The following is a 13,781-nucleotide window of genomic DNA, read 5'->3' as shown; positions in this document are numbered from 1 at the left end:
AAGTACCGACCAGCACAGACCTGCGTGCGACCATCCCAGTTGAATTAATCCGGTGCTACCAAGACTGAGGGAATGCGTCTAGTAGATCATCGAAAGTACTCAGGTTGCGCGGTAACTTGGCCGTACGTGCGATCTTCGGCCAGTTCAAACTCTGGAGTTCTTCGATGCTTACAGAGAGCTTCGATACTTGATCCCGATCGATGACTGAGAAGAAATCTTCAAATTTGAACTCGTCGCCGACCAACGGCTTATCCTCGATTCTAAGCCACACCCATGGGACACCGTATGCCTGAGCGATGATTATTCCATGAAGCGATGTTGATATACACGTTGATGAGCTCGCGATGCTGTCGATCACTTCGGCTGGATGGCTGGCAACATCAAGGTAATCAACCACTGCGGAGTCAGACGGCGGGAAGTGCGCCCTGTGCGCATAGTGGGCGCACACCGCAATACGCTTCTTACCGTTCTGCCGGGCAGCAGGCTTGTAGAACCGTGGCAGCAATAGTGCAGGATCACCGTATACTTCGGGAACATCCCAACCGAGTTTGGACACCAACTCGTCCCGTGTCTTTTTTCCACGCACTGCATGTATTTGTTTGGGACGTCGTTGGGCGAGACGCTTCACCGATTCCTCACCCATCGGAGCAATCAGTCCGGTGCCCCAGATCTCCATTCCGCCCCGGTCCAAGTGATTGAGCAGAGAACCTACGGTCACGAGCGTATTCCCGATCTCACGCTTGCCCTTTGTGTTAACCACGGATTTGCCTGTCATCATCTCGACCAACCATGGTCCAATCACGTCTCCGAAATTCGGCTTCCCGTCCCACCAATAGACGTTCAAGGCCTGACCGTGGTTTCCGTTGTCTGCCGGATCGGTAGATATGGCTGCGGCATTTGGGCGTGCGACGAGCCTTCCTTCGCTGTCTCTCGAGAATTCATACGGCCCAGCCTCTAGCCAGGTCGGTGTCGGAAGGTGCAGGTCGTGAGTTACTTCGGACACTTTTGCCCGGATGGCTACCGGAACGGTTTTGTCGCCTAGTGGGTAATCAACCTCATAGACTCCATCGCCGACCTGGCGCGAGCCGAGTACGTGGGCAGAAGAGTCTATAAACTCCGGCGCAGTTGCGGGAGCTGGACATATCCGTGTTACGACACGTAACCGGACCGTCCTTTCCCCAGTGTCTTGAGCAACGCCAAGCACGTCTATAACCGCGGCACTCTTGTGGACAGAACCGCCGATATCAAAAGTCAAATTTCGGTGCCCGGCATTAAAGTAGGCGATGATATTGCGTTGAGTACCATTGGAGTTTGAAGCACGGACACCTAGACGTTCGTCTACAAGGCCCGTGTTGTACTTACCGAAACGTATACGCTGGGAGACTCCGTCCCGGGCAATATCGACGAACAATCCCCAGGCGCCATCCGGAGAATCCGTAGCAGAGAATACATCAAGAAGGTTCGTCTCAATAAAGAATTCACGAACATGCGTCGCCCCAACTCGCCGAGAGGACAAATGACGGACAGGAAGTTCGTGTTCTTCAGATGATCCACGTTCGACTACGAAAGCCCGCACATGCGTCGGCGGGACGTCCACGCCGCTAAAGCCTGCATATCCGCATATAACGAAGCTAGAATCCTGTGTTCGCAGTTCGGTAAGTTTGTGGGTTGTACCAGGTACACCCACATCGCAACGCAGGCGTTCAGGAACTAGGCGAGCGACTTCATCAGGAATCCTAATGAATACTTGGCCCATTTCGATCGAACACGATATGCCGCGATTCGCCGCCTCGTACTCGGCGAGGGCTGTGAGCGCCCCAGTCTCCCCTCTGAACAATAGGTCGTTCTTCATCCGACCAATGACAGTGCAATACCCTTCTACCCGTGCCGTATAGAACGGCCTCAACCCTTCGCACACAGTAGTTGAGAACTCGCGGCGTTCCTCGTCAGTTGCAGAGACCCAAAGGTGCCCCAAGGCAGCCGGCAACGTGGAGGTGAATACACGCCGGATCAACCGGTCCCGCCGCTGCCCAGGTTCCGTGTATCGTGCAACGACCGCCGCTAGTCGAGTGGTCGTCTTAGCCTTGTCAGCCAACGTTTGTTTTCGCGTTGTAATATTCTGCCCATCGTCCCTCTTACGGATGTAGCAGTAGGTTCGGTCTGCTAACACCGACACCTTGGACGCGTTGAGATACATTGCAGCAGTAAATGGCTGGTCCTCTCCAATCCATTGGTCTGCAGCAAAACGCAACCCGAGGGACTCGATCAGCGACCTCCGGAAAAGCTTGATCGGGCCCAAGCTGTCCCATGCATTCGTCTCTATCACGTCAGCGTCCAGCACAGTTTTGCGGAACATATGATCCGGCACGTGTCTACCATTCAGGCTTCCGAAACGCCCCAAAACCACATCCGATCCCTCACGTTCCGCTACATTTGTCATTGCCTCCAGACTGTTGGGGGCCAACACGTCGTCGCTGTCGAGGAAGAATACGTAGCGCCCCCTCGCTCTATCCAGTCCAGTATTTCTTGGAGCGCTAGGGCCTCCAGAATTCTCCTGATGGACTACATGCACTCGCTCGTCTGCCTCCGCTGCAGCGTCGATGATCGCAGCCGTGGAGTCGGTCGAACCATCATTGATGATGATGAGCTCTAGGGCACCAAGAGGAAGGGCCTGGCTAAGAACCGAGTCGATCGTCTCGCTTATATACCTATCAGCGTTGAAGACAGGAACGATGACCGATACCGCGACGTCGGCAGACTTGATAACCATGTGTTGTTGCCGTTCCTTAGCACCGTGACTCGATTTAGGGACAACGCGACCCAATAACTGGGCTGCAAAATTTGACTTTGGCTTCGGGTTCAAGAGCGCTGCCTCCATTTGGACTTGGTACATCGAACGCAGGGAAATCTGCTCACAACATGGGTGTCGTCGGACAGCATACCTAGTTAGGACTGCTGCAAGGCCGCCGCGAGTTGGTCAAAGTCGTTATTGCCAACCCGAGCACCTATAGCGGCGTAAAATTGCTCCAGTGCTGAGCGGTTGTATGCTGTCACGTCGAATTCGGATGAAGGAACCTTCCCATCCAGAAAGTCGCGCATGCCGCGCGCCAGCGCCTCGGCTGACCGTTCAACAACGAGCCCCGTTCCCGGCGGCACAGCACTGGCTACAGAACCGAAGGCGGTAGTGATAATGGGCAGCCCTAGTATCTTGGCTTCCAAGATGACCATCGGCTGGCCCTCATAGTCGCTAGAAAGAACAAAACAATCAGACGCTTTCATGAGCGCATAGGGATTGGATTGTTGCCCCGCGAAAACCACCGAATCAGAGACACCATGCCGCGCCGCGACCGATTCCAGGTCTTGGAGGAGAGGCCCGTTGCCGACGATAAGTAGCCGCGTGTTTTTGTCTGCCAGATGTACCAGGCTAAATGCCTCGATGAGTCTCGCATGGTTTTTCTCGGGTGAAAGGCGGCCGACACATACGAACGTCGTCGTCGTCTTGTCTATCGGAAAGAATCCTTCCAGCCACGACTGGCGATTCGCTTCGGAGGCGATGTCCTCCGTGGCATACAGGTCGCGCAAGGCGCGTACTGCGCTGGGAAGATCAGAGAAGGCGGGAGTGTCAAGAGATTTAGCTGTCCCGGTAAGCCGCTCGTAAGACGGTGAGGTCAAGGCCATGATTTTTGCGCTGTTAACCGTGTTGGGGGCAGAAACAAATTTTCCTTCGTCAGCATACTGCGACAGGTGCTGTCGATTGAGTCTGCTGAGTTCATCGGACACTGAAACTAAACTGTCATAGTGCTTGTAGCCCGTAAAAACAGCTTCAAGATGCTCCCTTAGGTTCTTCTTGCCGTTCACCTCGCGTTGAGAGTCAGACTTCAGATCGTTATGAAGCCAGATGGAACGATGCTTCGCCTTGCCACGCAATAACAAATAAGACCAGAAGGGGGCATAACCACTGAAGTCGACAATGTAGTCAAATTCAGAGTCGCCGAAGCATCGATACCATTCCTCATCCCAGATTGGCTGGTCCGAGTGCAGAAAGTCGAGGTCGGGCGCAATCCCCTCCTTCAGCAATCTGCGGTACTTCTTGCGATCGCTAATCCCGACGTTCGGGTGTCCCTGACGCGGGAAAAGCCTGACGTTAGTATTTATCTGTTCAGCGTTACCCATCTTGTCTGCGTTGCGACTGTACGAGTACAAGGCCGAAACGTCGAAGCGGGTGTAATCAATGTTATCTAAAAGATTCAGCGCAGAAGTCGTGATCCCATTTGATGCCAGACCCCCGAGGTAAACCAATATCCGTTCGCGTTCATCTCGGTGGTCTGTAAACACGCCTTCCACATCGTGCCTACCATTGAAAACGACATCAACTAGTCTCCCAGTTGAATGTCCGTCTTCCTTCGCCGCATATCGCTCTCGTGCAGCCATATAACGATCCTCGGTCGCGGGGTCAATGATTTGGCCGGCGACACGTCGTTCCGTTTCATCGATAGCTTGAGCCAACTCGAAGGTCGTAGTGGAGACCGGGCCAGGAAGCTCCTCGGGCTGGAGGTACAGACCTCTATCACCGGAATACCGCTCAAGGTCAGGAATATGGAAAAGTACCGGCCTCCCCGTAGCCAAAAAATCGAAAAAAATGCTGGAATAATCTGTAATAAGAATGTCCGTGAAACTCAACATGCTGTTTGTAGGCAGCTCATTCGGCACGAGGTAGCCTCGTAGATCTGCGTTCTGTGCAGCCGCCCCATAAACCACCTGATGTATCTTCAGCAGTATTCGGTAGCGGGTAGGGTCAATAAGCTTCTCTAACTCGTTGACGGTCCGGTGCAGTGCAGCAGCATCATTAGACGGTTCGTAAAAGGAGCCGCCTTTCCAGGTGGGAGCGTATAGTATGATCTTCCGACCATCGTCCCGGATTCCATGCTGAGCTAGTTCGTCGAAAAACTCCACGCGATCGACTTGAGAATGCAGGTCTATCCGCGGATATCCAGTCTCAACAATTGCACCTTGATATAGGTTCCTAAGCCGGTAGCCATCGAGGTACATCTGTTCCGTCATGAACTTGTTGGCCGATACAAGATAGTCGGCTTGGACAAAGTTACGGATAATATTGCGCGTGTCTGGGCCACCCCCGGCTATGTCATAACCCATCCTTTTCAAAGGCGTGCCATGCCAGGTATTGATGTACTTCTGTCCGGGACGTTTGGAAAACTGCCAGGGAAACGTGGCATTGTTAATGAGATACTCACTCGTCGACAACGCCTCGTAATAGTCGGTAGATCCGTACCGCACGAAGCTGACGCGTTTGTTGTCCTTATATTTGTCTACGGTGCGGCTATATTCCTCGAGCGACGACAGTACCCAGATGTGCTTCAAATGCGCATAATCAGGATTGGTCAGTAGATGACTGAAAATCGCCTGAGGATTGCACAACATTCCGTTGCCAGAGAAGGACTCGTAAAGGACGGTGCCTTTGCGCAAAGGCTGCTTGCGCGCCCTAGCATAGAGCTCCGAGGCCGCGGCTTTCTTGACCTTTCGTGTGATTCTCTGGATTGTCGAAGAATTGCGCAATTTCACTCCGAGTTGCAGTTTGTCTCTCGATTGACTGATTAGATTCAAAGGACTAACTCAACTCTTTCACTATCTGGCTGATGCTGTCCAAAGTGCGTTTCAATTCTTCTACGTGCCTTTCGTCAAACGCGCTGAGAACTCGTTTCATTTCGGTCGTGGAGATGCCGGATGTTCGCGGCAAGTACACTACTTCGACCTTGTCTCCGAGGTCGTCGAACTTACCTCTCCAGTCTTCGCCGATCCCGAAGACATCGACACCATACTCTTCGATGTCCGAGCGCTTCTGTTTCCAGCTGTTTTCAGGAATAGCTTTATCGACGTAACGGATCGACCTAACAATCTCTATACGCTGCTCGAACGGCACTATAGGCTTCTTGCCCTTGACGGCGTTGAACTCGTCGGTCGAGACCCCCACGATCAAACAGTCGCCAAGGCTCTTCAACCGCTTCAGGATGTTCAGATGACCGATATGGAACAGGTCGAACGTTCCATATGTGAGAACGGTTTTTGCCATAAAATACCTCGAAATCTCCTATTACATCGCTTGCTTCCGCATGCAAGTGTAGTCAGTTGTCGGCTTAGCCTCAGCTGAACACAGGGCTACATGACTGGCCACCGACCTGCCGCTCCCATGCGGAGAATGGTCCGCCATTTGAGTTTCCGGGGCCGCTCCTGCGGTCCCCACGGATTCTGTCTCCAGCCTGAGCACCAACCAGCTAACCACGGCCGGAATTCAGAGGGACGTCGTCCCGAGCGGATCGTCTGAATGATAGTCCAGGACGCCACGTAGGCCCAGCTGACAGGCCAAGGAAGATTTCGTCTTGCCAGCCACACGCGATTGCGGGCATTGAGTCGGTAGAACTCCTTGTGGCGCCGAGGATCGATGACTGGATGTCCCGCGCGAAGGTCCCCCGCGTACCAGGTGCGGAAGCCGGTGTCCCATACGCGCCAAGCGAATTCGATGCCCTCGTGTGCGTACCAGAAAGTAGAGGGCCAGCCCGGCGTCCTGTCGAAGACATCCCGGCGCATGGCGATCGCCATTTCGACGACTGAGAAAACATTGCTTGACTGGGACGGGCTCCCCTTGCGTAGTCTGGGGATCCAACGTTGTGGCGCCTGAGAATTCTCCGGATCCTCTATCCGCGGTTGAATCATGCCGATTTGGGGCTGCTCACGGAACAGCTGAACGCAACGGGCAAGGAAGTCGTCGTCGAGCAGCCAGGCATCGTCGTCGAGGAAAAAAAGGTACTCCCCTTCCACGAGCGGGACACCTGCATTACGTCCAGCGGGAATTCCAATATTTTCCTCGATGTGCAGGGTCTTGAAGCTTGGCGGAACGTGGTCTGGCTTCCAGCCGTTGCCGACCACCACCACGTCTAGGCTTACACCCTGCTGCCGCTGCAACGATTCAAAACCTCGCTGCAGCTCGGCCGGGCGCGTACCCTGCGTCAAGATCACCACACCAAAGCCGGGCTCATGCCGAGTCATGTCTTGTCGCACGTCACTCACTTTTGCAACCTTGGCGAGGCCATGATGGCGACGAAATGACCGATGTTCACGAACAAGACTGCGGGCACCAAAACGTACAACAACCCGCGTTCCCCCAACACCTGCTCCCCGACGACCAACGACACGATGGCCGCGGCCAGGACCAATAGACTCATCTCCACCGAATGCAGCACTCGGTGGAAGGGCAGGAATCGGGCAAGCCGACGGAGCCTGCCGACGAAGGACGCGGCAGGTACGGCTTTAGCCTCTGCCGTATCGGGCAGTTTGCCCATTCCGGCCAGTGCCCGAGAAGCATGAACCATTTCGTTCTGGGACTTATTCAGCACGATCAGGAACGCCAGCAGCGCACCCAGGAACAGATGGAGGTAGGCCTGCCCCGGATCGCGGCCCGGCAGGCCGAAGTCTCCCAGGCAGCGCAACCCGAGCGCGACGGGGATCAGGCCCTCTGTGGTGTAGTGGCCGATCTTGTCCAGGAAGACTCCTTTGGGACTCTGTGTTCCGCGCCAGCGCGCTACTTCCCCGTCGCTGCAGTCGAAGTACAACTGCAGCTGCGAGAAGAAGACCGCCAGCAGAGGTCCCCAGATTCCGGGAATCAGCAGGGATGCGGAAATCGCCCACCCCGACAGAATCATGAGGCCTGTTACGCCGTTCGCGGAGATCGGTGTGCGGACCAAGACGCTTGTGAGGTAAATGGAGATATGCCGGAGATAGAGCTCGGCTGTCCAGTGCTCAGCGTTTTTTCTGCTTCGGACCTCTGGCGGCTGGGCTACGGAGCGGAGCTGCTCCAGAGTAGGGCGTGCCGGTCGCTGAACGGCGGTCACGATGTCCTCCGGCTGGTGTCTACTGTGCCTACTGCTCCGAACAGCCGTCCGCGGAGATACCCCAGCCCCCAACTGATATGGATTCCTGGCAGCACCGCCAGCAGTCGTATGCGTTCGGGCCTGCCAAGGTCGCCTGGCATGTTGGCTGCTGCGTATGTGACGCCCGCCGTGTAAAGCGCGGGGACGGAGGCCGCTCCCCCGGCCAGAACCCGCAGGCTTGCTGGCCACGTCTTGGCGGTGCCAGTGGCGAGCATGCTGGCGGAAGCAACGCCGACGCTCAACGCGGCAACCAGTACTGGCGGCAGGAAGTGCCTCGCCGACTTTCCTTCCTTGTGCCGGTTAGCCAGCTCTGCCCGCCAGATCCCCGCGGCGTAGAACTGCCGTACCAGCTTTCCCCAGTGCGCGCGCGGCCAATAGACGACCTTCAGCCCCGGGTCGAACCAGACCGTGTAGCCGGCTTGGCGCAGGCGCAGGCACATGTCCCAGTCCTGGCCCCGCCACAACGATTCCTCAAATAATCCGACTTCATCAAAGACCTCGCGTCGGAAGACGCCCAGATAGGCAGATTCTGCCGGGCCCTCCGGTGCGCCGCTGTGATACGCAGCACCACCGAGCCCCCAGGGCGAAACATAGGCGGCTGCGACTGCTCGCTGAAAGGGAGTGTTGCCTCGGGCGTCCATGAGCCCACCGACATCAGCTGCACCGGTCCGCCGTAACGTTGCCACCCCGCGCTTCGTGTAGTAGGGCTCAAGTTCCGTATGGGCATCCACCCTGACGACGACCGGATGACTCGAGGCTTGAAGGGCAAGATTCAGTCCGGCCGGGGTGCGGCCGGTGGGGCTGGTGACGCTGCGTAACCGCGGTTCCCGCGCCTGCAGGTCCGCCACGATCCGGTTCGTGCCATCCGTTGAAGGCCCCAGCGCTAAAACCACTTCCTTAGGCCCTGCGTATTCCTGGTTCAGAATGCTGCGGACCGCATCCTCAATGTGCGCCGCCTCATTGAGGACGGGCATGATGTAGGACACGCCAGGGCACTCCTCCAACGGAGGCAAGACGGGTGCAGAAGTCACTATTTCCTGGACTCCTTGTAGGCGTCCACGACTTCTCGCGGGTCGCCGTCCATTTCCAGAACGCCCTTGTCGATCCAGATGACCCTGCTGCAGGTATCCAATATCGATTTCATCGAGTGCGAGACAAGGAAGACGGTGCCGGCGTTCTCGCGTATTTCACGGATGCGGGCCTCGCTCCTCTGCCGGAACCGTTGGTCGCCGACCGCAAGGGCTTCATCAACGATGAGGATCTCGTGTTGCTTCGATGCAGCGATGGCGAATTTCAGCCGCGCCTGCATTCCTGACGAATAAGTCCGCATGGGAAGGTCGATGAACTCTTCCAACTCGGCAAACTCGACGATGTCGTCCCGAAGCCCTGTGATCTCCTGCTTGGAGAACCCAAGCGCGAGCCCGCCCAATTGGATGTTCTTTTCCCCGGAGAGGTCCGGCATCAAGGCCGCGCCCACTCCCAGCATGTTTGGACGAGAGGAGGCGTAGACGGCACCCTGCGCTGGAGGGGTCAGCCCGACGAGCGTCCGCATCAGCGTGGACTTGCCGGATCCGTTCGAGCCAATGACCCCGATGGATTCATTTTCGTACGCGGTGAAGGAGATTCCCTTCAAGGCGTGGACTGTACGGAGCCTGCCGGCTCCCCGCTGCAGCAGCGACCGCCCGGTGCCCTTCACGGGCTTTCCCCCGGCATGGACGTAGTACTTCACATGCAGATCATCGACGACGACGACGGGCTTGCGGGCGGCTCCGGCCGCATCTGTGCCAATCAACGCTTCTCCAGTCTTAGTCGACTCGGCCATACCGCTCCTCAGCTACCCAAAAGAACAAGACTCCGGCAAGGAAGACCGCAACGGACCAGACGGAAAAGTAGAGCCAGTACATCGGATCGTAGTCCATTCCAGGCATCAGAATCCCTCGGGCGATGGAGAGGATTTCATGCAGCGGATGGAAGTCGAACAGTCGCACCGCCCACGGTGCCGCGGCCAGAATGCGATCGATGGCAAACAGTACGCCGGAGGTGTAAAAGAGGATCCGGGTGACGAGAGGGAGTAATTGGGTCAGGTCTCTGACGTGGACCGTAAGTCTGGCGCCGATGAGTGCTACGCCCAGGTTGAATACAGTGAAGATAGCAACCAACGGGATAATCAGCAGCCACTCCACACTGATCGGCGCACCCAAGATCAGGATGTAGACGAACATCACCGCGAGCATCGGCACGAGTGTCATCAGATTCTGGATCACGGTGGAGACGGGCAACGTTATGCGTGGGAAGGCCAGAGACTGCACCAGGGCGCCGTTTCCTGTGATCGACTTTGCGCCGTTGTTCATCGAAGTGGCAAAGAACTCGAAGAGGAAAACGCCGATCACTACATACATCGGGAAGTTTTCCGGCCTGTTAGCACCTTGAAGGATGCCGAAGATTGCCCCGTACATCAGCGCGTTCAGCGTGGGTTTAATGAACACCCAGAGCATGCCAAGCCTGTTGCGCTGGTTGGAAGCCTCGATCTTGCCCCTCGCCATGGCGATGGCAAAGTCACGTCGGGCCCATGCTTCCGAGAGGTAGCGGAAAAGTGGTGGCCGGGCACCGACTCGGTGGAGGCGGTTTTCGCTCGCATATTCGGCAAGGCTCATGCCAGGTAGTTTCCCTTACTTACAGGTGGACGGCGGCGTCGCCGTCCCGGAGGCGCCGGCGGTGCACCTACCGAGTTTAGATGATTCAGCCCCGAACCGTGGATTCGCCCTCCCGGAAGGACACGCGCAGTTCAAGGCTGTGCTGGCCAGCGGCGTCCTGCACGTAGAGGGCTTTCCCCCCAATTCCCTCCAGCGCACCCGTGCCCGAGCCGGGGATGATGTGCCCGTCGCTGGCAGCGATTTCGCCCTCGGCGAGGCCCCAGTGCTGGATCACCATCGTGCCTTCGCGCCCATCAACAGAGCCGGTGAACACTTCGGATGCAACGTATCCGGCACCGGTGCTGTTACCGGCCATCAGCAGTTCTGCCCGGCTGGTGCCTGTGATCAATCCGTCAAATACTTTGGTCACGCGGACCCGGCTCAGGTCCGAGCTCGTGCCCTCGACTTCATAGGGTTCCGGCACCCAATCGGTGACGTCGAAGTCGGCGGCGATGATGTGTTCGGCGTCGGTCATGATGCCCTGTTTCTCCTAGATCGGTTGCCGAGCGCGTCAGAAGAGTCGCTGGTCGTGTGAGTCGGCGTATTTCTTGCGGAAGAGTTTGCGGGTTTTCGGATCCAGAAACACCAGGTACAGCGCGAAGGCGACGGCCACGATGCAGGCGAGAAGCCGCGCCATGTCGAGGTCGAATTCGATGTAGGGGAAGATGTCCAGCTGGTCTGTGATCGCGTAGATCATCAGGAAGGACGTCACCGCGTAGACAGTCTGTACCTGCCAGTCATTCCGGATCCCTGTGGCCGCAAACAGCGGTAGCAGCCAAACGATGTACCAAGGCTGGATCATCGGGCCGAGCAACACCACGGCGGCAAGCGCCAGCGCGAGCCGACGGACAATCCGGTCGTAGCTGCCGCGGAACATGGTGTAGAGAACAATTAGCACGGCCACTACCCTGCCACCCGTGTAGACGGCGGACTGCACCATCGCGCCGTCGAACCCCAATCCGCCGGAGACCAGCCCCAGGAAGATCCCCAGCAGCCCGACCGGGGCATACCAGATCATCAGGCCGGCTCCTTGCTGGCTCAAGGCCCCCACCCAGCCGAATCCCAGCCCGTTTATCGCTCCCAGAATTGCCAGCAGCCCGAAGGAAATTCCGGCCGTCAGGGCCCAGTAGCCGAATTTGCGCGGCCAACTGGCTCCCTTGCCCGCCCACAACAGGCCGACGAATGGCAGGAAGATCAGGGTGATCGGCTTGATGCCAATGGAGAGTGTCACCAGCAAGATGCCCAGCAATACCCGTCGGTTCGCCGCGTAGTAGAGGCCGGCAAGGGCGAGCCCCAGCATCAGGGCATCGTTGTGGATGCTGGCGATGAAGGTGGTCAGGAACAACGGATTCGCGCAGGCCAGCCACAACGCCCGGTTGGGGTTGATGCCGTGCAGTTCCGCAAGTTTCGGTCCATAGTAGACGCACAGCGCGGCACCGCCGATCGCGAGGATCCGGAACATGATGATGGAGTATTCCGGGTGACCGCCGGTGAGCCAGACGATGAACTCCTCCATCCAGAGGAAGATCGGCCCATAAGGCGTTGGGCTGCGTGCCCAGAGGTCGTCGGCGCCGGTCTGCAGATAATTCTGCAACTGGTCGTACCCATCCACGTAGGGATTAAGGTTGTTGACCATGACTTTGCCTTGAGCGATGTAGGCGTAGACGTCGCGGCTGAACAGCGGGATACACAGTGCCAGAGGGGTGCCCCAGGCAACGATGGCGGTCAGCGTTGCCCGCCGCGCGGACTCGCCCCAGACCGTGAACTGCTGTCCGAGCCGCAGCCAGGCCCGCACCAGGATCATGCCCCCGAGGGCAAGCAGGACCACCGAGAGGATCACACCGACCAGTTCCACCCGCAGGAAGATCAGCAGGGGCCAGCGCCGCAGTTCGGACACCGAGGCCAGCCACCCGACCCCCAGCGACCCGAGGAACATCATGAACGAACCGATGGCGCCCTCGAGGATGCTCCGGGTAGACCGTTCCTTGACGACGCTTCCGCTGCGTGAGCTGGAAGGTTCAGTCGCGGGTCTTGGGGCAGTCATCTTCTCGGCGGTCCAATCACTCCGGGGCCAGTACACCTGGTCCGGTGCGGCGCGTGCCGCGGGGGTGGTCTGCAGGCCTCGGAACGGTCAGTCGAAGGCAGCGTGGGAGGCACGCCTGCTTGAGGTGCTCTCAGCATGTTAGCACCGGGGGCCTCGGCATTCCCTGCTGCCTGTCCCGCGCGCCAGCACCCTGACGCGATACATTTGTCGAGTGCCAATCTCTAACGAACATATTGTCTGGATCGACTGCGAAATGACGGGGCTGGACCTCGAAGCCGACGCGCTCATCGAGGTTGCCGTCCTGGTGACCGACTCGGAACTCAACATCCTTGGGGAGGGAGTCGACGTCGTCATCAAGCCCACTGCGGAGGCCCTCGCCCAAATGAACGACTTCGTCCGCACCATGCACACCACGTCCAAACTGCTGGATGAGCTCCCGCACGGCATGACGATGGCCGAGGCCGAAGACAAAGTGATGGAATACATCACGGCATGGGTTCCCGAACCCCGCAAGGCGCAGTTGGCAGGCAATTCCGTTGGCACGGACCGCACCTTCCTGGCCCGCGACATGCCCCGCGTCATTGATCACCTGCACTACCGGATCATCGACGTTTCCACGATCAAGGAGCTCTCGCGCCGCTGGTTTACACGTGCCTATTTTCAAGCGCCGGCCAAGAGCGGGGGACACCGGGCACTGGGCGACATCAAGGACTCAATCAATGAACTGCGTTACTACCGGCAGGCCGTCTTCGTCCCCTCCCCCGGCCCGGATTCAGCCACCGCCAAGAAGATCGCCGCAAGCATCGGCGCCACTTCCGCGGATTAGAATGTTAGCTGCGCCACTTTCACTGCGGGAATGACCTAAAGTGGCAAAAGCCAGATGAAAAGCATGTAAACTAGTCTGCGTTGCCTTACTGGTTGGAGACCGACAGAAACCGCTGGAGCGGGGTCTGTCGGGAGGAACAAGAGGGCACTTGGTGGGTATAGCTCAGCTGGCAGAGCGCCTGGTTGTGGTCCAGGAGGTCGCGGGTTCAATCCCCGTTACTCACCCCGAAGGTCCGGCAGCAGCCGGCAGCAGAGCCGTCCCGAAGCCGGGGCGGC

The 13,781-nt window shown here is 57.7% G+C and carries 11 protein-coding genes and 1 tRNA gene; 2 read left to right on the top strand and 10 right to left on the bottom strand.

Features of this window, described 5'->3' with window-relative positions; all coding sequences use genetic code 11:
• Positions 1-55: 55 nt before the first annotated feature.
• The 10 genes from AC5RVD_RS15450 to mptB all read right to left on the bottom strand — a co-directional run bounded on the left by AC5RVD_RS15450 (position 56) and on the right by mptB (position 12,680).
• The gene (locus AC5RVD_RS15450) at positions 56-2,770 is read right to left on the bottom strand and encodes a glycosyltransferase (RefSeq protein WP_494127409.1); all 2,715 of its coding nucleotides are present in this window, start codon (positions 2,768-2,770) and stop codon (positions 56-58) included.
• A 176-nt stretch (positions 2,771-2,946) separates the two neighbouring features.
• Positions 2,947-5,580 (bottom strand): CDP-glycerol glycerophosphotransferase family protein, encoded by a 2,634-nt coding sequence (locus AC5RVD_RS15445; RefSeq protein ID WP_494127408.1) that lies wholly within the window; start codon positions 5,578-5,580, stop codon positions 2,947-2,949.
• Positions 5,581-5,626: 46 nt separating this feature from the next.
• Positions 5,627-6,088 (bottom strand): FAD synthase family protein, encoded by a 462-nt coding sequence (locus tag AC5RVD_RS15440; protein ID WP_494127407.1) that lies wholly within the window; start codon positions 6,086-6,088, stop codon positions 5,627-5,629.
• A gap of 86 nt (positions 6,089-6,174) precedes the next feature.
• Positions 6,175-7,062, bottom strand: coding sequence for a glycosyltransferase family 2 protein (locus AC5RVD_RS15435; RefSeq protein ID WP_494127439.1), 888 nt, complete (start codon positions 7,060-7,062; stop codon positions 6,175-6,177).
• Positions 7,063-7,079: 17 nt separating this feature from the next.
• On the bottom strand, positions 7,080-7,775 hold the full coding sequence (locus AC5RVD_RS15430) for a CDP-alcohol phosphatidyltransferase family protein (RefSeq protein ID WP_494127438.1): 696 nt from the start codon (positions 7,773-7,775) through the stop codon (positions 7,080-7,082).
• 125 nt (positions 7,776-7,900) lie between these two features.
• Complete coding sequence (locus AC5RVD_RS15425) at positions 7,901-8,974, bottom strand: glycosyltransferase family 2 protein (protein ID WP_494127406.1); 1,074 nt, start codon at positions 8,972-8,974, stop codon at positions 7,901-7,903.
• Positions 8,974-9,765, bottom strand: coding sequence for an ABC transporter ATP-binding protein (locus tag AC5RVD_RS15420; RefSeq protein ID WP_494127405.1), 792 nt, complete (start codon positions 9,763-9,765; stop codon positions 8,974-8,976). Before AC5RVD_RS15420 ends, AC5RVD_RS15425 begins: the two co-directional genes overlap by 1 nt.
• Positions 9,749-10,597 carry an ABC transporter permease gene (locus AC5RVD_RS15415; protein ID WP_494127404.1) on the bottom strand — a complete coding sequence of 283 codons (849 nt, stop codon included), beginning with the start codon at positions 10,595-10,597 and terminating at the stop codon, positions 9,749-9,751. Before AC5RVD_RS15415 ends, AC5RVD_RS15420 begins: the two co-directional genes overlap by 17 nt.
• Before the next feature lie 85 nt (positions 10,598-10,682).
• Positions 10,683-11,111, bottom strand: coding sequence for a DUF3224 domain-containing protein (locus tag AC5RVD_RS15410; RefSeq protein WP_494127403.1), 429 nt, complete (start codon positions 11,109-11,111; stop codon positions 10,683-10,685).
• 36 nt (positions 11,112-11,147) lie between these two features.
• Positions 11,148-12,680: a polyprenol phosphomannose-dependent alpha 1,6 mannosyltransferase MptB gene (gene mptB, locus AC5RVD_RS15405; RefSeq protein WP_494127402.1), complete on the bottom strand. Its 1,533-nt coding sequence runs from the start codon at positions 12,678-12,680 to the stop codon at positions 11,148-11,150.
• A 211-nt stretch (positions 12,681-12,891) separates the two neighbouring features.
• Here mptB and orn point away from each other — a divergent pair, with 211 nt between their 5' ends.
• Together orn and AC5RVD_RS15395 are read left to right on the top strand one after the other, a co-directional pair.
• Entirely contained in the window at positions 12,892-13,506 is a 615-nt protein-coding gene (gene orn, locus AC5RVD_RS15400) for an oligoribonuclease (protein WP_494112046.1), read from the top strand.
• Between the two features lie 151 nt (positions 13,507-13,657).
• Positions 13,658-13,730, top strand: a tRNA-His gene (locus tag AC5RVD_RS15395).
• The last annotated feature ends 51 nt before the right edge of the window (positions 13,731-13,781 follow it).

It is taken from the genome of Arthrobacter sp. THG-b23, from assembly GCF_059091265.1.
Note: the sequence above shows the minus strand (reverse complement) of the source record. Positions and strands in the feature narration are given on the sequence as shown.

Excerpts from the sequence above, each read along its gene's own strand:
- AC5RVD_RS15435 (WP_494127439.1), bottom strand. The coding sequence starts at position 7,062 with ATGACTCGGCATGAGCCCGGCTTTGGTGTGGTGATCTTGACGCAGGGT.
- AC5RVD_RS15415 (WP_494127404.1), bottom strand. The coding sequence starts at position 10,597 with ATGAGCCTTGCCGAATATGCGAGCGAAAACCGCCTCCACCGAGTCGGT.
- AC5RVD_RS15410 (WP_494127403.1), bottom strand. The coding sequence starts at position 11,111 with ATGACCGACGCCGAACACATCATCGCCGCCGACTTCGACGTCACCGAT.
- mptB (WP_494127402.1), bottom strand. The coding sequence starts at position 12,680 with ATGACTGCCCCAAGACCCGCGACTGAACCTTCCAGCTCACGCAGCGGA.
- AC5RVD_RS15420 (WP_494127405.1), bottom strand. The coding sequence starts at position 9,765 with ATGGCCGAGTCGACTAAGACTGGAGAAGCGTTGATTGGCACAGATGCG.
- AC5RVD_RS15440 (WP_494127407.1), bottom strand. The coding sequence starts at position 6,088 with ATGGCAAAAACCGTTCTCACATATGGAACGTTCGACCTGTTCCATATC.
- AC5RVD_RS15450 (WP_494127409.1), bottom strand. The coding sequence starts at position 2,770 with ATGGTTATCAAGTCTGCCGACGTCGCGGTATCGGTCATCGTTCCTGTC.